Origin of the sequence: Tabrizicola sp. (assembly GCF_030694085.1) — a bacterium.
Taxonomy (GTDB): domain Bacteria; phylum Pseudomonadota; class Alphaproteobacteria; order Rhodobacterales; family Rhodobacteraceae; genus Tabrizicola.
In genome coordinates, this window is sequence record NZ_JAUXZE010000073.1 from 31,920 (window position 1) to 51,172 (window position 19,253).

Annotated in this window: 17 protein-coding genes and 1 pseudogene; 11 read left to right on the top strand and 7 right to left on the bottom strand. The window is 65.4% G+C overall.

Annotated elements, in window-relative coordinates; all coding sequences use genetic code 11:
- Positions 1 to 218: 218 nt before the first annotated feature.
- Both Q8M85_RS17000 and Q8M85_RS17005 read right to left on the bottom strand, forming a co-directional pair.
- The gene (locus tag Q8M85_RS17000) at positions 219 to 1,433 is read right to left on the bottom strand and encodes a M24 family metallopeptidase (protein ID WP_305546773.1); all 1,215 of its coding nucleotides are present in this window, start codon (positions 1,431 to 1,433) and stop codon (positions 219 to 221) included.
- A gap of 135 nt (positions 1,434 to 1,568) precedes the next feature.
- Entirely contained in the window at positions 1,569 to 2,462 is an 894-nt protein-coding gene (locus tag Q8M85_RS17005; protein ID WP_305546775.1) for a LysR family transcriptional regulator, read from the bottom strand.
- Positions 2,463 to 2,575: 113 nt separating this feature from the next.
- Here Q8M85_RS17005 and Q8M85_RS17010 point away from each other — a divergent pair, with 113 nt between their 5' ends.
- The 11 genes and pseudogenes from Q8M85_RS17010 to Q8M85_RS17060 form a co-directional block, all read left to right on the top strand.
- Positions 2,576 to 2,983, top strand: coding sequence for a DoxX family protein (locus tag Q8M85_RS17010; protein WP_305546777.1), 408 nt, complete (start codon positions 2,576 to 2,578; stop codon positions 2,981 to 2,983).
- Between the two features lie 53 nt (positions 2,984 to 3,036).
- The gene (ygiD, locus tag Q8M85_RS17015; RefSeq protein WP_305546779.1) at positions 3,037 to 3,864 is read left to right on the top strand and encodes a 4,5-DOPA dioxygenase extradiol; all 828 of its coding nucleotides are present in this window, start codon (positions 3,037 to 3,039) and stop codon (positions 3,862 to 3,864) included.
- A gap of 1 nt (position 3,865) precedes the next feature.
- Positions 3,866 to 4,831 carry a glutathione S-transferase family protein gene (locus tag Q8M85_RS17020; protein WP_305546781.1) on the top strand — a complete coding sequence of 322 codons (966 nt, stop codon included), beginning with the start codon at positions 3,866 to 3,868 and terminating at the stop codon, positions 4,829 to 4,831.
- A complete protein-coding gene (locus Q8M85_RS17025; RefSeq protein ID WP_305546783.1) occupies positions 4,828 to 5,388 on the top strand; it encodes a dienelactone hydrolase family protein in 561 nt (186 codons plus the stop codon). The genes Q8M85_RS17020 and Q8M85_RS17025 overlap by 4 nt, the downstream gene beginning before the upstream one ends.
- A gap of 230 nt (positions 5,389 to 5,618) precedes the next feature.
- Positions 5,619 to 6,869, top strand: a complete 1,251-nt coding sequence (locus tag Q8M85_RS17030; RefSeq protein ID WP_305546784.1) for a sugar ABC transporter substrate-binding protein — start codon at positions 5,619 to 5,621, stop codon at positions 6,867 to 6,869.
- Positions 6,870 to 6,932: 63 nt separating this feature from the next.
- The gene (locus Q8M85_RS17035) at positions 6,933 to 7,805 is read left to right on the top strand and encodes a carbohydrate ABC transporter permease (protein WP_305546787.1); all 873 of its coding nucleotides are present in this window, start codon (positions 6,933 to 6,935) and stop codon (positions 7,803 to 7,805) included.
- Complete coding sequence (locus Q8M85_RS17040) at positions 7,802 to 8,671, top strand: carbohydrate ABC transporter permease (RefSeq protein ID WP_305546789.1); 870 nt, start codon at positions 7,802 to 7,804, stop codon at positions 8,669 to 8,671. Before Q8M85_RS17035 ends, Q8M85_RS17040 begins: the two co-directional genes overlap by 4 nt.
- Positions 8,668 to 9,678 (top strand): LacI family DNA-binding transcriptional regulator, encoded by a 1,011-nt coding sequence (locus Q8M85_RS17045; RefSeq protein ID WP_305546791.1) that lies wholly within the window; start codon positions 8,668 to 8,670, stop codon positions 9,676 to 9,678. The genes Q8M85_RS17040 and Q8M85_RS17045 overlap by 4 nt, the downstream gene beginning before the upstream one ends.
- Before the next feature lie 11 nt (positions 9,679 to 9,689).
- Positions 9,690 to 11,576, top strand: a complete 1,887-nt coding sequence (locus Q8M85_RS17050) for a glycoside hydrolase family 127 protein (protein ID WP_305546793.1) — start codon at positions 9,690 to 9,692, stop codon at positions 11,574 to 11,576.
- 3 nt (positions 11,577 to 11,579) lie between these two features.
- Positions 11,580 to 12,584 (top strand): ABC transporter ATP-binding protein, encoded by a 1,005-nt coding sequence (locus Q8M85_RS17055; RefSeq protein ID WP_305546795.1) that lies wholly within the window; start codon positions 11,580 to 11,582, stop codon positions 12,582 to 12,584.
- 311 nt (positions 12,585 to 12,895) lie between these two features.
- Positions 12,896 to 13,355, top strand: a pseudogene (locus Q8M85_RS17060) (IS5 family transposase); the annotation flags it as partial.
- 132 nt (positions 13,356 to 13,487) lie between these two features.
- On the opposite strand, the gene Q8M85_RS17065 reads toward Q8M85_RS17060, so the two are convergent.
- Genes Q8M85_RS17065 through Q8M85_RS17085 form a run of 5 tightly spaced genes read right to left on the bottom strand, consistent with a single transcriptional unit; the run spans position 13,488 to position 19,248 of the window.
- Complete coding sequence (locus Q8M85_RS17065) at positions 13,488 to 14,279, bottom strand: SDR family NAD(P)-dependent oxidoreductase (RefSeq protein WP_305546797.1); 792 nt, start codon at positions 14,277 to 14,279, stop codon at positions 13,488 to 13,490.
- On the bottom strand, positions 14,276 to 15,520 hold the full coding sequence (locus tag Q8M85_RS17070) for a Tm-1-like ATP-binding domain-containing protein (RefSeq protein WP_305546799.1): 1,245 nt from the start codon (positions 15,518 to 15,520) through the stop codon (positions 14,276 to 14,278). Before Q8M85_RS17070 ends, Q8M85_RS17065 begins: the two co-directional genes overlap by 4 nt.
- Positions 15,517 to 16,482, bottom strand: coding sequence for a phosphotransferase enzyme family protein (locus Q8M85_RS17075; protein WP_305546801.1), 966 nt, complete (start codon positions 16,480 to 16,482; stop codon positions 15,517 to 15,519). The genes Q8M85_RS17070 and Q8M85_RS17075 overlap by 4 nt, the downstream gene beginning before the upstream one ends.
- Positions 16,479 to 17,756, bottom strand: coding sequence for an aspartate aminotransferase family protein (locus Q8M85_RS17080; RefSeq protein ID WP_305546802.1), 1,278 nt, complete (start codon positions 17,754 to 17,756; stop codon positions 16,479 to 16,481). Before Q8M85_RS17080 ends, Q8M85_RS17075 begins: the two co-directional genes overlap by 4 nt.
- The gene (locus Q8M85_RS17085) at positions 17,749 to 19,248 is read right to left on the bottom strand and encodes a tripartite tricarboxylate transporter permease (RefSeq protein ID WP_305546804.1); all 1,500 of its coding nucleotides are present in this window, start codon (positions 19,246 to 19,248) and stop codon (positions 17,749 to 17,751) included. The genes Q8M85_RS17080 and Q8M85_RS17085 overlap by 8 nt, the downstream gene beginning before the upstream one ends.
- Between the last annotated feature and the right edge of the window lie 5 nt (positions 19,249 to 19,253).

Below are 19,253 nucleotides of genomic sequence, written 5' to 3' on the forward strand. Positions count from 1 at the left end.
CGGGCCGATCACTCAATTCCTGAACAGTTCGCTGCGGGCTTGATCCGGCCTTGTGATCATGTCCTGCGCGCGTTTCAGACAGGTTGCCCGAGGCTGTCCGTAGCCCGCGACGGGTGGCAAGCGCATGATGGAGCCGCGCCCCCTGACCTGATTGCATTGGTGCCTGAACCAGAACCCGCCAAGACCGGGACTTGGTCCAAAGCAGTTCAGTGATCGCATCAGTTCCTGATGATGTTGTGCTCGGGGCCGAAGGGGAAGCCAGTGATGTTCTCGGCCCCGTCCTCGGTGACGATCAGGATGTCATGCTCACGATAGCCCCCAGCCCCCGGCGCGCCTTCCGGCAGCATGACCATCGGCTCCATCGACACGACCATGCCAGGCTTCAGTTCCGTCTCGATGTCCTCGCGCAGCTCTACCCCAGCCTCGCGACCGTAGTAGTGTGACAGGACCCCGAACGAGTGCCCGTAGCCGAAGGAGCGGTACTTGAGCAGGTCCCACTGGCGGTACATGTCGTTCAGCTCCAGCGCGATCTCGTTGCACTTGGCGCCGGGCTTGATCAGCTCCAACCCGCGGCGGTGGACGGCGACGTTCTTCTCCCAGATGTCCAGACTTGCGTCATCGACATGGTCGCAGAACAGAGTGCGTTCCAGCGCGGTGTAATAGCCGAAGATCATCGGGAAGGTGTTCAGCGACAGGATCTCCCCGGACTTCACCTTCTTGTTCGTCACCGGGTTGTGGGCACCGTCGGTGTTGATGCCAGACTGGAACCAGGTCCAGGTGTCCATCAGTTCGACAAAGGGGAAGGACGCGGCGATCTCGCGGATCATCGCGTTGGTGCCGGCGATGGCGACCTCATGCTCGGGCACGCCTGCCTTGACCGCGCCGGCCACCGCCCAACCGCCCACGTCGCAGATGCGCGCGCCGGTGCGGATCAGGGCGTGTTCCTCGGCCGACTTGATCGACCGCATCCACATCGAGGGCTGCGCGATGTCCACGAACTCCACCCCCGGCAACGCGGCTTCCAGCGCCTTGCGGTAGTCCAGGTTCACATGGTCGAACTCGATCCCCAGCCGACGCACGCCCGGGGTCAGTTGCCGCACCGCGCGGTAGAAGTTGTCACGCCGCCAGTCGGTGTAGGTGACGTTGTTGCCAAAGCTGCGCCGCCAGGGCTGGCCGCCGTCGATCCCGGCAGAAATCGTGGTCGCCGCGTCTTGCGTGATCACCATGCCGTACTTGCGGCCGAAATAGCAGTAAAGCCAGCCCGAGTAATAGTTGATGCAGTGGTAGGACGTGAACAGCGCCGCGTCGACGTCGTTCGATGCCATCCAGCCGCGAACATCGTCCTGACGGCGTTTCATTTCGGCATCGGAGAAGGGGGAATAATTCTTGTCCCCGTTATGCCACTCCATAACATGCAGCATGTCATCAAGCATGGTTTCACCTTCCTGGCAGGTCGAAGTTCGTGGAATAGACCTTACCGCCCGGCCAACCCGGTCAGAAATTTGTTCTGGAAATCCCTCCATTTGCGACACGTGCAGGCCCAGCGCGCTCCGCCCTGGACGACGGGATCACAGCAGATCCGCGCCCCGGATATCGTCCGCCGCAAAGTCGATCAGCGCCCGCACCTTGCGCGGCAGGACGCGGCCTTCCAGGTAGACCGCGCTTAACGGGCTGACCTCTCCGGGCTGGTCGGGCAGCAGCCGGACAAGCCCCGCCGCCAGCGCACCGCCCAGCACAAAGCGCGGCGCATAGGCGATGCCCAACCCTTTTGCTGCCAGGTCGACCGCCGCCCGGGCCGAGTTCACCTGGAAACGGCCCTGAACCGTCACCGCCTCTGCCGCGCTCTCGGCCCCCAGGACCCAGCGCCGGGGTGTGCGGCGATTGGTGTCGATGATGCAGTCATGCGCGACCAGGTCGGTGGGCACCTGCGGCGTTCCCCGGCGCGCCAGGTAGTCCGGGCTTGCGACCAGCACCGACCGGAAACTGCCCAGCTTCCGCGCCTTCAGCGATTGCGTCTCGGTCCGGCCCAGGCGGAAGGCGACGTCGATCCCCTCGGCCGCAAGGTCGACGTGGCGGTCGTTCAGCCGCAAATCGAAGGACAACGCCGGATGGGCGCGTCCGAAACGCTCCAGCATCCCCGCCACCCAGATCTCCCCGAAAGTGACCGAAGCCGAGACCCGGATCACCCCGGCAAACCCGCGGCTGCCTTCGGACACGTCGCCGATCAGCGCATCCAGATCGTCCAGCAGCGCAGGCGCGCGCGCCAGCAAGTCCTCGCCCGCCGGGGTCAGCCCCACCTTCCGCGTCGTCCGCTGCAAAAGCCGGACGCCCAGCCGCGCCTCAAGCTCGGCCACGTATTTCGATGTCAGCCGGTTCGACACGCCCAACTGCCCTGCCGCCGTCGTGAAGGACCCGGTCTGCGCGGTGGCCACGAAGGCCTTGAGTTCGTCGATCAGGTCCATCTTATTCAGAACATTTTGTGGATAGTCATTCTACAACGTCTTCATTTCATGTGGCTCCGTCAAGCCTTACCTATGGGTCACCGGAACCTCTGCCGTCCCGAAAGGACCAAGCCATGACCCCCAATGCCGACTACGCCGCTCTCCTCCTCCGCGTCAGCAGTGGCGCGCTCTTCGTCGCCCACGGACTGATGAAGGTCTTCGTCTTCACCATCCCGGGAACCGTGGGCTATTTCGAAAGCCTGGGCCTGCCGGGCTTCCTGGCCTACCTGACCATCCTGGTCGAAGTCGCGGGCGGTCTCGCCCTGATCCTGGGCGTCGCCACCCGCGCGGTGTCGCTGGCGCTGATCCCGGTCCTTCTGGGCGCGACCTGGGTCCATGCTGGCAACGGCTGGGTCTTCTCCAGCGAAGGCGGCGGCTGGGAATTCCCGCTGTTCTGGGCCATCGTGCAGGGCGCCATCGCGCTGCTGGGCAGCGGCGCTTATGCGCTGAAGCCTTCGGCCCGCGGCCTTGTGACCGCCTGACACCCTTTCAGGCCGCCCAGCACCGGGCGGCCCCTTTGACAGGAGAGACAACCATGAGCGCGATCACCGATCTTCATGCCCTGCGTGACCGGCTGGCACCCTCGGCCCGGATGCCGGTGGTGTTCCTGGGTCACGGCAGCCCGATGAACGCGCTGGAAGACACGCCCTACAGCCAGTCATGGACCGCCTTGGGCCAAAGCCTGCCGGAACCCGCGGCGATCCTGGTCGTCTCGGCCCACTGGATGACGCGGGGGACCACGCTGGTTGATGTATCGGCCCTGCCGAAGACGATCCACGACTTCTATGGCTTTCCCGACGCGCTGTACGCGATGGACTACCCCGCCCCCGGCAACCCGGGCCTCGCGCGGGAAGTGGTCAGCCTTCTGGCCAGCCACCATTCCGCCGAGGATGACACCTGGGGCCTGGATCACGGCGCCTGGACGGTGCTGCGCTTTCTTTACCCGCAGGCCAAGGTGCCAGTCTTCCAGGTCTCCATCGACATGGCGCGCGGGCTGGAGCACCAACTTGAGGTCGGCCGCACACTGGCGCAACTCCGCGACCGTGGCGTCCTTATCCTGGGGTCGGGCAACGTCGTCCACAACCTGCGCGCCATGCGCTTTGGCGGTCAGCCCTTGGACTTCGCGCTGGAGTTCGACCGGCTCTTCGCTGACCGGCTGGAAGCACGCGACCTGAAACCCCTGGCCGATGCCAACGGCCTTGGCGCACTCCTGCGCATGGCCCACCCGACGGTGGACCACTACATGCCCGCGTTGACCATTGCCGGGGCGTCGGATGCCCGCGACCAGCTATCCTTCATGACCGACGCGATCGACCTTGGATCGGTGTCGATGCGGTCCTTCGTCTTTCATCAGGGGGTCTGAGATGCTTGTGGATGGCAAATGGGTGGCTGACTGGCAGCCGGTGCAGAAGGCCGACGAGAAGGGCCGTTTCGTGCGGCAGGCCTCCAGCTTCCGCAACTGGATCACGCCCGACGGCAGCCCCGGCCCAACGGGTCAGGGCGGCTTCAGGGCCGAGGCGGGTCGTTACCGGCTTTATGTCGCACTGATCTGCCCCTGGGCCTCGCGCACCCTGATGGCCCGCAGCCTGAAGGGGCTGGCCGACCTGATCCCAGTGACGGTGGTCAATCCGGTCCTCACGGCGCAAGGCTGGCAGTTCGGCGGCCACCCCGGCGCTGACTCGGACCCCCTTTTCGGCGCCACCTACATGCATCAGATCTACACCCGCGCCGATCCGCACTTCACCGGGCGCGCCACGGTACCAGTGTTGTGGGACATGCAGCGCGATGTGATGGTGTCGAACGAAAGCGCCGACATCCTGCGGATGTTCGACACCGCGTTCGAGCATCTGGCACCCTCAGACCTGCGCCTCTACCCCGAAGACCTGGCTGCCCAGATCGAAAACATGAATCCGCGCCTCTACGACGCCCTGAACAACGGCGTCTACAAGGCCGGCTTCGCTTCGACCCAGGCGGCCTATGACGAGGCGGTGGCGGGCGTCTTCGACATGCTGGACGAGTTGGAAGCCCGCCTGACCGGCGACTACCTGTTTGGCGACCGGCTGACAGAAACCGACGTCCGCGCCTTCGTCACGCTCATCCGCTTCGATTCCGCCTACCACGGACTATTCAAGACCAACCGCCGCCAGATCGCCGATTACCCCCGACTCTCGGCCTATATGGAGCGTATCCTGCGTCTGCCCGGTGTGGCCGCGACCGTGGAGATCGACCACATCAAGGCGGGCTACTATTCGATCAAGGCGCTGAACCCCACCGGCATCGTCCCCGCCGGACCGGAGCATGTCACAGCCCTCCTGAAGGCTGCCCAATGACCCGGATCATCTTCCTGCACGGCGTTGGCAGCAGCGGAGCTGCGATGCGGCCCCTGGCCGAGGCGCTTGGCGTCGCGGGCGTCGCCCATGTCCCGGATGGCCCGCAACCCTTCGACATGGGGCCGGGGCGGCAGTGGTTCTCGGTCAATGGGATCACCGAAGAGAACCGCCCCGCCCGGATTGCCGCCGCCCTGCGCACGTTCTGCGCGATGATCGAGTCCTTCGGCGACCCGCAACAGACCGTGCTGATCGGCTTTTCCCAAGGTGCCATCATGGCGCTGCATGCCGTAGCCGCGGGCCTTCCCTCGCGGGCCGTCTTCGCGCTATCCGGCCGCCTTGCCGGGCCGGTGCCTGCCCGGACCGACTGGCCTGCGATCACGCTGCTGCATGGCGACGCTGACCCGGTGATCCCTGCGGCACATGCGACGGCTACGAACGCCTGGCTGCACGCGGCGGGCGCGGCACCCGAACTCAAGGTATTCGACGTCCTCGGGCACGGCGTGGATGACCGGGTGCTGTCCTTCCTGCGCTCTGCACTTGCCACTACGATAGCCTGACGACCCAGCACCAAGGCTGGGCAAGCCCCTCGCTTCAACCGCATTGACGCGACTCGTCCGCTGTGTTTCGATGCGATAGGAAAACGTTTTCCGACTCACCTGTTGTCGCAGTTTTCGCCTTGGGCCCAACCCGGGCGCAACATCGGGATTGTCAGGAAAACCTTTTCTGATACCGGGGAGGAGACCCCGCCAGTCACCGTGCCCAAACGGCACACGAGGGAGGATCGACGATGACCAGACCCAGATCCCGGATTCCGGGAACGTTGACTGCTTGCCTGTTCGCGGCCTTGACCGCACTTCCTGTCCACGCGGAAGACCTGACGATGTGGGTCCGCGAAAGTGCGGCCGACCCCGGAAAGCTGATGGTCGACCTGTGGAATTCCAGCCACGACAGCAAGATCACCCTGACGGCGATCCCCGACAACCAGATGGTGACCAAGCTTGCCACCTCGGCGCAGTCGGGAGACAGCCCTGACCTTGTGTCCTTCGACCTGATCTACATGCCCGACTTCATGAAGGCCGGCCTTCTGACCGACCTGACCGAACAGCTGACCGCCGATCCGAACTATGCCACACACGTCCAGGCCTACAAGGACATCGCCACCTATGAGGGCAAGACCTACGGCGTCGGCTTCACGCCTGACGTCTCGGTCCTTGCCTGGAACAAGGACCTTTATCAGGCTGCGGGCCTGGACCCCGAGAAGGGGCCGACGACCATCGCCGAAGTTGTGGACCACGCCCGCAAGATCCGCGCACTGGGCGGCGATACCTACGGCTTCTGGTTCTCGGGCTCCTGCCCCGGCTGCAACATCTTTGTCACCTCGCCGATGATGGTTGCTGCAGGGTCCAAGATGCTGCCCCGCAATGGCGAGGACGAGGCCCTGACCGGCGATGGCGTCAAGCTGGTGCTGGAGGCCTACAAGACCATGTGGGACGAAGGCATGATCCCTGAAAACGCCGAAGTCGACACCGGGGCGAACTTCGTCTCTGCCTTTGCCTCGGGCAAGATCGGCATAGCCGGCACTGGCGGCTTCCTCATCAGCCTGATGAAGCGGGAAAACCCCGATTTCAACTACGGCCTGACGCTTCTGCCAGGTGCCGAACCGGGGCAGGTCTCGGCCTTCGTTGGCGGTGACGTGGTGGCGATTCCGGCGGGCGGCAAGAACGAGGCTGCGGCGCGGGAATTCGTGAGTTGGGTCCTGTCGGACGAGGCGCAGCTGCAGGGTCTGGCCAAGAACTCGATCCTGACCACCCGGACCGACCTTGCCGACAACGAGTTCACCAAGGGCAACGAAAAGGTGCTGACCACCGCCCAGGCGCTGTCGGTGGGCTACGTGCCTTGGGTCTTCCACTTCGCCGACATGGTGAACTCAGACTCGTCGCCGTGGATCACGATGGTGCAGACCGCGATCTTCGATGGCGACGTCGACGGCGCAATCGAAACCGCACGGGCCGAGATGCTGGCCATCGCGTCGAAGTAAGCCAAACCCGGGGGCCGGCCGGTCTGGCCCCCGTTCTTGCCCCGCCAATCCGGGAACGCATGGATGTCCACCCGCAGGAACGCCCTTGTCGGCCTTGCCTGGCTGACCCCGACTCTGGCCTTCGTCGGATTCTTCGTCCTTTGGCCGATGGTGCATCTGGTCTGGCTCTCGTTCACCTCGACCTCGCTTCTGGGCGGGGGCCAGTGGATCGGGCTGGAGAATTACCGCACCGCCTTTGGTGACCCGAAGTTCTGGGCGGCGTTCAAGTTCACCCTGCTTTACACCGTTGTCATCACGCCACTCCTGATGGGCCTCGGCCTTGCGCTGGCGCTGCTCGTTTCACCGAACACGCCACTTCGTCGCCTGACCCGATCGGTCGTCTTCCTGCCGGTGGTCATCGGCCTTGCCTCGTCCTCGCTACTCTGGTTCTGGCTCTTTGATCAGCAGGTCGGGCTTTTCAACCAGCTGCTCGTAGACCTGGGTGTCATCGATGCGCCAGTGGTCTGGTTCCGCAGGGCCGAGACAGGCCTCGCCGCCGTCATCATCTCGGTCACCTGGAAGGTCGTGGGCTTCGGGATGATCCTGATCATGGCCGGGATCCAGTCGATCGGCACCGACCTTTTTGAAGCCGCCCGCATCGACGGAGCCTCGCGCAGCCTGCAAGTCCGTCGGATCATCCTGCCACTCGCTGCCCGGTCCCTGGTCATGGCGACGGTGATCTCGGTGATCGGCTCGATGCTGGCCTTCGACCAGTTCTACCTGATGACCGGCGGTGGACCACGCGGCAAGACCTTCACCTCGGTCTACTGGATCTACCAGTCCGGCTTCGTCCGCTTCGACCTTGGCTATTCCGCCGCTCTGTCGGTGATCCTGATGGTCGTGATCATGGCCATGACCGTCCTGCAACTGCGGCTGCAGTCCCGGAGGCGGCGATGAGCGTGGCGACCCTTGCCCTGCCGCCAAAGCCATTGGCCCGCCAGGCGCGCGGCTGGCTGATGGCCGCGATCTGCATCGCCATCATCACGCTGATGCTGATGCCACTGGTGATGTCCTTCCTCGCCTCGTTCCGTCCCCTGGCCGAGACCTCGGCAGTGCCGCCGACCTACCTGCCCTCGGCGCTAAGCCTCGAGAACTACCAGAAAGTCGCGAACTACCAGCAAGGCGTCTGGACCTACGTCCGCAACTCCACCGTTGTCGCAGGGCTGACCATAGTCCTCTGCCTCGCGCTTTCGGTCCCCGCCGGCTTTGCTCTGGCTCGCTTCCCGGTGCCGGGGAAGGAAATCTGGTTCGTCCTGATCCTCGCCTCGATGATGATCCCCTACCAGGCGCTGTTGGTGCCGATCTACCTGATGTTCGCCAAGCTTGGCCTGACGGGCAACCACTTCGGCCTCGCGATCCTGCACACGATCCTGCAACTGCCGTTTTCAGTCTACCTGATGCGCAACAGCTTCGAATCCGTCCCGAAGGAACTGGAAGAGGCCGCCCGCGTCGACGGCGCCTCCACCGCCTTCCAGCTGCGCCGGGTCTTCATCCCGCTGGCCCTGCCGGGCATGGTCACCGTGGCCCTGTTCGCCTTCATCACAAGCTGGAACGAATTCATCGGTGCGCTGATCCTGATGAACACCGAAAGTGCCTTTACCGTCCCGATCATGCTGACTGGCGTCGTCTCGGGCGATTTCGGGTCGGTGGACTGGGGCGCGCTGCAAGCCTCAGTCGTGGTGTCGATGCTGCCCTGCCTGCTCGTCTACCTCGCCTTGCAACGGTACTACGTCTCCGGATTGCTGGCAGGAGCCGTGAAATGACCGAACCCGACAAGCCGCGCGGCGCTGCCACCATCCACGACGTCGCACGGGCGGCGGGCGTGTCGATCGGCACGGTGTCGAAGGCGCTGAACGCAACGGGGTCGCTGTCCGAGAACACACGGAAGCGGGTGATGGACACGGTCCGCAGCCTGAACTTCCGCCCGAACACCCTGGCGCGCAGCCTGCACACCGGGTTGTCGGGGTCCGTCGGCCTGATCTCCAACGACAGCTTCGGTCGCTTCACCATGCCGATCATGGAGGGGCTGGAGGGCGTCCTGTCCCAGTCCAGCATCGGCGTTTTCATGGTCAACGCCACCGATGACGCCGACCGCGAACGCGCGCACCTCGACCAACTGCTCGCCAAGCAGATCGACGGGCTGATCGTCACCGCCCGCCGCGCCGACCGTCGACCCTCGGTCGACCTGCGGGGTCTTGGCCTGCCGGTCATCTACGTCTTCAGCCAGGGCGACACCCCCGGCGGGCTGACGCTTCTTCCCGACGACCAGGGCGGCGCGTGGCTGGCGACCGACCACCTGATCCGGCGCGGCCGCCGCCGCATCGCCCATGTCACCGGCCCCCGCGACTTCGAGGCCGTCCGCCTGCGCGCGGAAGGCTGGCGCGAGGCCCTTGCCGCAGCGAACCTCGACCCCGGCCCCCTGATGCACGGCAGTTGGACCGAGGCGTGGGGCCGCGCCGCCACCGCGCAACTGATGTCCGGCCCAACGCGCCCTGACGCCATCGTCTGCGGCAACGACCTCATCGCTCGGGGCTGCGCCGATGCCCTGCGCGAAGCCGGGATCGTGTGCCCGACCGAGGTCGCCCTGACCGGCTTCGACAACTGGACCGTGATGGCCGAGGCCTGCCGCCCCGCCCTCACCTCGGTCGACATGAACCTGATCCAGCTTGGCGCCGAGGCCGGGCAGAAGATGACCCAGATGATCAAGGGCGCAGAGGCCTCTGGCACCCTGCGCCTGCCCTGCACGCTGGTCGTGCGCGACAGCACCTGACGGAGGACCCCATGCGCCGCTATTCATCCATCCCCTTTGCCGACGTCAAGATTACCGGCGCCTTCTGGTCCGAACGGCTGGAGACCGTGCTGCGCACCACGATCCCCAGCCAGCACGCCCAGCTGGCCAAGTACAATGTGCTTGAAAGCCTGAAACTCCCGAAACCCGTCCCGCCGTTGACCTTCAAGCCCCACGCCGACGGGTTCTCGACCCAGATCTTCTGGGACAGCGACGTCGGCAAGTGGATCGAGGCCGCGTCCTACGCCCTGGCGCACCGCCGCGACCCGGTGATCGAAGCGCAGATCGAGGCGATCATCGACGACCTGGAAAAGGCGCAGGAGCCCGACGGTTACGTCAACTGCTGGTATCTGGAACGCGAACCGCAGAACCGCTGGACCAACCTCCGCGACAACCACGAGCTTTACAATCTCGGCCACATCCTGGAAGGCGCCGTTGCCTACCTGCGCGCCACCGGCAAGGACCGGCTGATGCAGGTGATGGAACGCGCCTTTGACCATGTCGCCACCGTCTTCGGGCGCGGTCCGGGCCAGAAGCGCGGTTATTGCGGCCACCCCGAGGTGGAACTGGCGCTGATCAAGGCCTGGCACGCCACCGGCAAGCGCAAATACCTGGACCTTGCCACCTACTTCGTCGACGAACGGGGCCAACAGCCGCACTACTTCGACCAGGAACGCGACGCCCGGGGCGAGCCTGCGGGCAAATACGGTCAGGGGACCTACGAATACAGCCAGTCGCACCTGCCGGTCCGCCAGCAGACCAAGGTCGTCGGCCACGCCGTCCGCGCGATGTATCTTTACACCGCGATGGCCGACCTTGCCGCCGAACATGACGATACCGAGCTGAAGCAGGTCTGCGAAACCTTGTGGCAGGACGTCACCTCGACCCGGATGTATGTCACCGGCGGCTTCGGTCCTTCGGCCCGGAACGAGGGCTTCACCCAGGACTACGACCTGCCGAACGACACCGCCTATGCCGAGACCTGCGCCTCTTGCGCGATGATCTTCTGGGCGGCGCGGATGCTGAACCTGGACCTTGACGGGCAGTATGCCGACCTTCTGGAACTCGCGCTCTACAATAACGCGCTGGCGGGCCTGTCGCGGGACGGCGACACCTATTTCTACGACAACAAGCTGGACAGCGACGGCAGCCACCGCCGCTGGGACTGGCATCCCTGCCCCTGCTGCACGATGAACGTCGCCCGTCTGGTCGCGTCCATCGGCGGTTACGTCTACGGCCTGGGTGACAACGAGGTGGCCCTTCACCTTTACGGCGGGTCCGAGACCGAGGTTACGCTCGGCAGCGGCACGGTTCGCATCACTGAGACCTCCAGCTACCCCTGGACCGGCGCAATCCGGGTCGCAATCACGCCCGATACCCCCCAGGCCTTCACCCTGTCCCTCCGCATCCCCGCCTGGTGCGAAGCTCCCCGCGTCCGCGTTGCCGGGTCCGAAGTCCCCGTCACGACCGACCGCGGCTACCTGCGTCTTGCCCGCACCTGGGCCCCCGGAGACGTGGTCGAGCTTGATCTGCCGATGCCCGCCCAACGCCTCTGGCCGCACCCCGAGATCAAGGCCGACGTCGGACGCGTGGCCCTGCGCCGTGGCCCCCTCGTCTACTGCTTCGAAGGTCAGGACCAGAAGGCCTCGCTCCACCGCCTACGCCTGCCGCGCACCAGCGCCGTGACCGATGAATTCCGCAAGGACCTTCTTGGCGGCATCAGCGTTCTCACAGCCGAAGGCGCCGCCATCACCGACCATGACGCCGCCCTTTACCGCACCCACCCGCCCACAGAAGGCCCCTCGCCCCTCTTGGCGGTCCCCTACTACATCTGGTGCAACCGGGGGCCGAATCCGATGCAGGTCTGGATCCGGGAGTAGCCGATGCCCGACACGGCGCAACTCCGCCTCACCTCCCTGCGAAAAAGCTTTGGCGGATTCGAGGCGATCAAGGGCGTGGACCTGACCGTCGAGAAGGGCGAGTTCTGCGCTCTTCTCGGTCCCTCGGGCTGCGGCAAGTCCACGCTTCTGCGCCTGATCGCCGGGCTGGAGGAACCGACCTCCGGTCGGATCGAGATCGCCGGTCGCGACGTGACAATGGAGGAACCCTCGGCCCGGCAGATCGCGATGGTCTTCCAGTCCTACGCTCTATACCCGCACATGTCGGTGGCCGAAAACATCGCCTTCTCGCTGGAGGCCGCCGGGGTCGCCAAGGCCACCCGTCTGGCCCGCGCCGCCGAAGTGGCGAAGCTTCTGCAACTGGACAGCCTGATGAGCCGCCGCCCGGCGGAACTGTCCGGCGGCCAGCGCCAGCGCGTCGCCATCGGCCGGGCGCTGGTGCGCAACCCGCAGGTGTTCCTCTTTGACGAACCCCTGTCCAACCTCGACGCTCTTTTGCGCGTCCAGATGCGGCTAGAACTGTCCAACCTCCACCGCGACCTAGGAGCCACGATGATCTACGTCACCCACGACCAGGTCGAGGCGATGACGATGGCCGACAAGATCGTCGTGATGAATGGCGGCGAGGTGCAGCAGATCGGCGGCCCGATGGACTTGTACGAGACGCCCGCCAACCGTTTCGTGGCCGGCTTCATCGGCAATCCAGCAATCAACTTTCTTCCCGGCGTCGCCCTTGGACTGTCGGTGCAGGAAGTCGGCTTGCGGCCGGAACACGTCCGGCTGGCACCCGCTCAGGGGGCGCCGCTGACAGGCACAATCCGGCTGGTCGAGCGGCTTGGCAACCAGACGCTGGTGCACGTCGCAACCCCTGCAGGTCTGGTCTGCGTGCAAGGCGCCGGTCGGCTTCCTGCCGTGGTCGGCGACAATGTCGGCCTCACCTACGACCCGGATCAGACGCTCTTCTTCGACGCCGACGGTCGCCGGAAGTAGTCCGTCCCGCAAGAACCGCACAAACGCGTGATCCTTGGCGACAAAACCGCACAGCGCTGCAACCGGACTGTTGACGGCAACGGATGAGGCGGAGGGGATGTGTCTGATATCCAACCCCGCGGCGGCAGATCCTCGGGGCCCGGCAGGACAAAGCACAGCCCGTCATCCCGGATGCGCGCCTTGGCCGGGACCATCCGCTGCGCCATCTTCGGGGTCGGCACGAGGAAGGCGCGCGCGATGCGGGCGGCGTCGATCCCAAGCACCATCCCAGTGGGTTCTAAGGCACACCTTTGCGTCGACCAAGCTCGCAGAGCGGGATAATCTTCATCAATCGCAAGAACTTGCGGTGGCGTGATGCGCCCAGGAGTATGGACCGCCGAAGACCCTCTACAACCGCTGGAAGCCTGGAGCGACAAGGGGGTCTTCGCCCGGATGATGGAGGTGCTGGCCGCCGAGGCCGCCATTACGAAGACGGTGATGATCGACGCGACCGATCTCAAGCTGGCCGCGCGGCGATCATCCTGCGATCGAAACAAGGGGACCTGGGGACGAAAGGGCCGACTGATCGGCCGAACAAACGGCGGCATGAACACCAAGCTGCATGCCGTCGCCGACCCCGATGGGCGCCCCATCCGCTTCCTCATGACCGCAGGCCAGGTCAGCGACTACACCGGCGCGGCGGCCCTGCTGGGCAGCTTGCCAAAGGCGGACTGGCTGTTGGCCGACTGCGGCTACGACGCTGATTGGTTCAGAGAAGCGTTGAAAGACAAAGTCGCGTGGCAAGCCAGTGAAGCGAAACAAGCGCCGCAACCGGATGTGCCTAATGGCAAAGCCGAACCATTGATTTTATTGACTTTCGCATACCGGGCTACGCGACTGCCGGTCTAGCAGGCCGCGCGCATGTCAGCCAAAGGCCAGGGTCGGCACATCGACGATGGTCGACCCGCCGTCGACCGTCAGGATCGCGCCGGTGATCATCGCGGCCTCGGTCGAACACAGGAAGGCAATCGCCGCTGCCACGTCGTCAGGATGCGCCGGGCGTCCCAGCGGGACATCCCGCGTCACCACGGCATAGGCGTCTTCCCGGCTGGCAAGGTTCATGCGTGACCGCAGCTCGTCCATTTCCGCATCGGCCATTTCGGTCGTGACCCAGCCGGGACAGACCGCATTGCAGCGCACGCCCTGCCGCCCGAAATCCCGTGCGATGGACCGGACAAGCCCGATCTGCGCGTGTTTGGTGACCGTATAGCCAAAGGCGCTGGCAGGCGCGGCAAGGCTGGCGATCGAGGCGGTCACCGCGATTGCGCCCTTGCGGCGCACAAGTTCGGGCATCGCCGCGCGCAAGAGGATCACTGCCGTATCCAGATTGGCCCGCCGCGCGGCCTCCCAGTCGGCGTCGGTGGTTTCGGCGATGGTGGCAAAACCGTGACCCCCGGCATTGGCGACGACGACATCCAGCCCGCCGAAGCGGTCCACGGCCAGGGCCACCGCCGCAGCGGCATTGGCCGGATCGGCGGCATCGCCGACAAAGACCTCGGCACCAAGCGGACCAGCGATGGCCTCAAGCTGCGCCTGCCTGCGGCCCATGACGACCACGCCCGCGCCCTCATCCACCAGCCGCCGCGCAACCGCCGCCCCGATCCCGGTGCCGCCGCCCGAAATCAGCGCGACCTTTCCGCCGAACCGACCGCTCATGCCGCCACCCTCCCCGCAGCGACGATGCCCGCCGCGACCCAGTCATCCAGCTTTGCCAGCACCGCCTCGCAGAACAGAGCGTCGTTGATGTGGCACTCAAGGGCCGAGAACTCGACCCGCCCAGTCAGGGCGCGCTCGGCTTCATCGACAAAGGCGGCAAGCCCGTCGGGATCATGCGCTGCCTCTCCCGGGCGGTCCCATTCCTCGATCCCGCCTTTCGGCAGGAAGAAATGCGTGGGGCCTATCGCCCCGGCCAGCCTGTCCGTCATCGCGCGGGCGAGGGCACGGCGTTCCTCGGCGTTGAAGGCCACGTTCTTGATCAGCCGGTTGTGCTGGTGGAACGGACGATCCTGAAACCGCGCGGGGATGTCCTGCCAGCCGGCAAGGTCAAGGATATCCGCCGCCCCCGGCGCCACCAGTTGCGGCGTGCCGCTGCGACCGGCGCCGGTCAGCCGGTCGGCCCCGGCGCTGACCAGTGACCCATGCTGGACATTGACGAATTCCTGCAACGAGAAATCCATCACACAGGCAAACACCCCCTCGGCCGCCAGCCGTTCAAAGGCCATGCCGCCCATGCCGGTGGTATGGAACACCGCGATGTCATAGCCGCGCTTCGTCAGTTCGGGGTGCAGGCGCTTCATGTATTTCAGGCAGGACGACCCCAGCGAGGTCATCCCGATCATCGGCCGGTCGAAACGTGGCGGCTCGACCGCCCGCGCCGCCCCCAGCACCGCCCCCGCCGCCTGGCTGAGCGAGGATTTGCACAAGGGGTTCAGCCCGTACAGCCCCCCGGCCCACAGGATGAACTGCACGTCCGCCGCCATCCGTTCCGCCGCGATCAGCGGCGATCCGGCGACGGTCGAGACGATGTATTTCGGCACCCCGATCGGCAGGGCCTGCGCACAATCCAGCGCAAGGTCGGTGCCCATCGTGCCACCCAGCGCGATCATGCCGTGGACCCGGCCCGCGTCGTGCAGGCGCCGGGTCAAGAGGGCGGCGCCCGCGCTCATCCGGGCGAAGGCCTCGCCCTCCTCGCCCAGTGCGATCAGCCCGTCGATGGTTTCTCCGACAGCGGCCGCAACGTCGTGCTTGCTGACCTCGACCGGGATCTGCGCCTCGCCCAGAACGCTGACGTCCATCGCCAGCACGGCCCCACCCTGCGCCTTGATCCGGTCGATCAGATAGGCCAGCTCGTCCGCCTTGGTGTCGAATGTGCCGATGACCAGAATGGTTTTCGTCATCTCTCCCGCCCCCCTTGAAACGCCATGCTGTCCTGAAAGCAGGCCGCGCACAGGTCGCGCGCTTCGGCAACAAAGCGCGCGTTCCTGTCGGCCCCGCCGTCTTCGTGGATACGCGGCACGATCCAGCCGACATAGGTCAGCGCCCGGATCGCGACGAACAGGTCCAGAAGCGACAGGTCCAGCGGCCGCTGGCTGTGATAGCCGTCGATCAGCGAGTGCTTCAGCGCCCGGTAATCCGGTTCCCCGATGGTTTTCAGCAGGACCGTCGCCACGTCGAATTGCCTGAAGCCGAAGCCGCCATCGTCAAAGTCGATCAGCTGGATCGTCGGCCCATCCAGCAGCACGTTTTCGCGCACGAGGTCGGCATGGATCAGACCCGTGTCCAACGCGGCACCGGCGCTGGCAAGACGGTCCCGGGCCGCGTCGCGAAAGCGGGTGAAAAGTCCTTTCGTCTGCGGGTCCAGCGTCGGGTTGTCCCAGAACCGGCCCCAGACCGGCGCGTCCCCCAGAAGCCCGTCGATGTCCCAATGACAGCGCCGAAACCCGGCGGGCCGTTGCCACGCATCGCAAGCCGCATGCAGCCGCGCCATTTCCCGGCCAAGTGCAAAGAACACCGCTTCGCGGTTCTCCAGTATCAGGGGCGCACGGCTTTTGCCCATCGGCTTGCCCGGAAGCCATGCGACCACATCGACAAAGCCCGCCCCAAGGCGTTCAAGCAGCTTGCCCCCGCGCGACGGCAGCGGTCGTGGCACATGCAGCCCGGCCCGGTCCATCGCTTCCAGCCAGGCAAGCTCGGACAAAAGCTCATCCTCTTGCCGGTAGCCGGGCCGCTTGATCCGCAGCGCAAGGTCGCCGGTCGCAGTCCTGACCCGATACACCCGGTTCTCGCGGCCCGCGACAAAGCTGCACTCGGCCGTCTCAAGGCCCCAAAGCGACAGAGCCTGGCCGACCGGATCGCTCATGCCGCCACCGGGGTTTCCGCCAGAACCGCGTCCAGCGTGGTCATCAGGAGGTCAAGATGGTCCTCGCCGAACGGCATCGGCGGGCGGATCTTCAGCGTGTTCTTGTGGCGGCCAAGCTTGGACAGGATGATCCCGCGCTGGCGCATCCGGTTGACCACCAGATCGGCGTAGGCGGCGGCGGAGGCCTTGGTGTCGCGGTCCAGCACGAACTCGGCGCCAAAGACCATGCCCGACTGCCGGACATCGCCGATCACCGGGTATTTCTGCGCGAGTTCGGTCAGCCGCTGATGCGCCAGCCTGCCGATCCGCGCGGCATTGGCCTGCAGGTCCTTCTCCTGCAACTCGTCCAGTACGGCCATGGCCGCCGCGCAGGAGACCGGGTTGCCGCCGAAGGTGTTGAAGTAGCGGAACGACCCCCGGAACCGCGCCATGATCTCGGGCCGTGTCACCAGCCCGGCAACCGGATGGCCATTGCCCATCGGCTTGCCCATCGTCACCACGTCGGGGATGACCCCCTGCTTCTGATGGCCCCAGAAATGGCTGCCGGAACGCCCGAACCCCGCCTGCACCTCGTCGCAGATCAACAGACCACCGGCGCGGCGCACGGCCTCGGCTGCCGGACGCAGCCAGCCCTCGGCCTGCGCCGGAAAGCCTTCGTTCAGGAACAAGGGGCAGACGATCAGCGCGGCAAAGCCGGTGCCCGACCGTTCCAGATCGTCGATTGCCTCCTTCACCCTGGCGGCAAAGCGCTGGCCGTCCGGGTCGGGGATGCGATAGCTGTCCGGCGCTTCGACATGGCGCAGATACTGGCCAAGGCCAAATCCCACCTCGGGCACGTTCGACCGCGACAGGTGGCTGACCAGCGTCGTATTGCCGTGATAGGTTGCATCCGTCGCGATGATCCCGCGCTTGCCCGTCATCCCTTCGGCCATGCGCAGCGCGATGTCATTTGCCTCGGACCCGGTGCATGTCAGGATCGCGGTGGTCAACGGATCGTCAAAAGTTGCCGTCAACCGCTCGACATAGTCCAGGATGCCTTCGTGCAGATAGCGGGTATGGGTGTTCAGCGTGGCTGCCTGCTGGCAGATCGCCTGAACCACGCGCGGGTTGCAATGGCCGACATGCGGCACGTTGTTGTAGCAATCCAGATACTTCCGCCCCTCGGCATCCCAAAGCCAGACACCCTCGCCCCGCACGACGTGGACCGGATCGTCGTAGAAGGTCGATACGTTCGGCCCCAGAAGCGCCCGGCGCCTTTCCATCAGATCAGCCATTGCTGGCGCCTTTCCCTGTTGCGCGCCGCGCCTTCATCACTGTCCAGACCTGCCCGACGATGGCGACAACGATCATCAGGAACAGGACAAACGCGATCGGGCGGTCGATGAAATCCAACGGTTCGCGCACCCGGGCCATTGCGGTGCGCAGCCGGTCTTCCATCAGCTTGCCCAGCACGATGCCAAGGATGACGGGCGAGGTCGGCAGCTCCAGCCGCTTCAGGATGAAGCCGAAGAACCCGAAGGCCGAGGCGATGGCGACATCGGTCAGCGAATTGCGCAGCGTGTAGACCCCGATCAGGCTGAAGGTCAGGATCATGATCCCCAGAAAGCGATTGGGGATCAGCATCACCTTCATCATCGTCCGGGTCGCAAAGAACAGGAAGGCGACGACGATCACGTTCAGCAGGAACAGGCTGATGTAGAGCGCGTAGATGAAATCCATCTGCTCGGCAAATAGGCGCGGCCCGGGGACGACATTGTGGACGTAGAACACCGCCAGCATCATCGCCGTCAGTTCCTCGCCCGGGATGCCAAGCGCCAAAAGCGGGATCATCGCCGCCGCCGGCACCGAATTGTTCGCGGCCTCTGACGCGACGATCCCCTCCGGGTTGCCCTTGCCGAACAGCTCCGGCGTCTTGGATGTCCGCTGGGCATAGCTGTAGGACATGAACTGCGACATGAACTCGCCCACGCCCGGGATCATCCCGCAGATCACGCCGAACGTGGATGCGACCGTGGCAATGCGCTTGTAGACCCACAATTCGCGCATCTGGGTGAAGAAGCCGATCTTGTCGACCTTTGGCAGGACGATGGGCTTGTCCTTGCTCATCAGCAGGACCAGCGCCTGACTGACGGCGAACAGGCCCAGCACCACGACGATCAGGTCGATCCCCGATTGCAGCCAGGGCTGGCCAAAGGTGAAGCGCTGGGTATAGGCGCTTGGCTCGATCCCGATGGTCGACAGGAATATCCCCAGACAGGCCAGGATTGCAGCAGGCAGCACCTGACCGCGATGGGTGACCACGACCAGCACGATCCCCAGAAGGGCAGCCAGAAAGATCTCGCGCGCGCCGAACATCGGCGCCACCTTGGCCAGGACCGGCGCCAGCAGCATCAGCGCCCCGATGGACAGAACCGCGCCGTAAAAGGACGAGGAATAGGCAAGGCTCAGCGCCCGCCGCGATTCCCCGCGCTTGGTCATCGGATAGCCGTCATAGGTGGTCAGCGCGTTGACCGGCGTGCCGGGCGTGTTGACCAGAATGGCCGGGATCGCGCCACCGAACATGGACGACCCGTAGATGCCCAGAAGCAGGGTAAGCCCGACGATCGGCTCCAGCGAAAAGGTCACCGGCAGCGCGATGGCGATGGCCACGGCAGCACCGACGCCGGGCATCGCGCCCACCAGCACGCCGCCGATTGATCCGATCAGCAGGGCGGCAAGCACGTCCCAACGCGCAAGAAGGTCTATTCCGGCAATGAAGCTGTCCATCTGGC

Coding starts and splice junctions, on each gene's coding strand:
- Q8M85_RS17000 (WP_305546773.1), bottom strand. CDS start 1,433: ATGCTTGATGACATGCTGCATGTTATGGAGTGGCATAACGGGGACAAG.
- Q8M85_RS17005 (WP_305546775.1), bottom strand. CDS start 2,462: ATGGACCTGATCGACGAACTCAAGGCCTTCGTGGCCACCGCGCAGACC.
- Q8M85_RS17010 (WP_305546777.1), top strand. CDS start 2,576: ATGACCCCCAATGCCGACTACGCCGCTCTCCTCCTCCGCGTCAGCAGT.
- ygiD (WP_305546779.1), top strand. CDS start 3,037: ATGAGCGCGATCACCGATCTTCATGCCCTGCGTGACCGGCTGGCACCC.
- Q8M85_RS17020 (WP_305546781.1), top strand. CDS start 3,866: ATGCTTGTGGATGGCAAATGGGTGGCTGACTGGCAGCCGGTGCAGAAG.
- Q8M85_RS17025 (WP_305546783.1), top strand. CDS start 4,828: ATGACCCGGATCATCTTCCTGCACGGCGTTGGCAGCAGCGGAGCTGCG.
- Q8M85_RS17030 (WP_305546784.1), top strand. CDS start 5,619: ATGACCAGACCCAGATCCCGGATTCCGGGAACGTTGACTGCTTGCCTG.
- Q8M85_RS17035 (WP_305546787.1), top strand. CDS start 6,933: ATGTCCACCCGCAGGAACGCCCTTGTCGGCCTTGCCTGGCTGACCCCG.
- Q8M85_RS17040 (WP_305546789.1), top strand. CDS start 7,802: ATGAGCGTGGCGACCCTTGCCCTGCCGCCAAAGCCATTGGCCCGCCAG.
- Q8M85_RS17045 (WP_305546791.1), top strand. CDS start 8,668: ATGACCGAACCCGACAAGCCGCGCGGCGCTGCCACCATCCACGACGTC.
- Q8M85_RS17050 (WP_305546793.1), top strand. CDS start 9,690: ATGCGCCGCTATTCATCCATCCCCTTTGCCGACGTCAAGATTACCGGC.
- Q8M85_RS17055 (WP_305546795.1), top strand. CDS start 11,580: ATGCCCGACACGGCGCAACTCCGCCTCACCTCCCTGCGAAAAAGCTTT.
- Q8M85_RS17065 (WP_305546797.1), bottom strand. CDS start 14,279: ATGAGCGGTCGGTTCGGCGGAAAGGTCGCGCTGATTTCGGGCGGCGGC.
- Q8M85_RS17070 (WP_305546799.1), bottom strand. CDS start 15,520: ATGACGAAAACCATTCTGGTCATCGGCACATTCGACACCAAGGCGGAC.
- Q8M85_RS17075 (WP_305546801.1), bottom strand. CDS start 16,482: ATGAGCGATCCGGTCGGCCAGGCTCTGTCGCTTTGGGGCCTTGAGACG.
- Q8M85_RS17080 (WP_305546802.1), bottom strand. CDS start 17,756: ATGGCTGATCTGATGGAAAGGCGCCGGGCGCTTCTGGGGCCGAACGTA.
- Q8M85_RS17085 (WP_305546804.1), bottom strand. CDS start 19,248: ATGGACAGCTTCATTGCCGGAATAGACCTTCTTGCGCGTTGGGACGTG.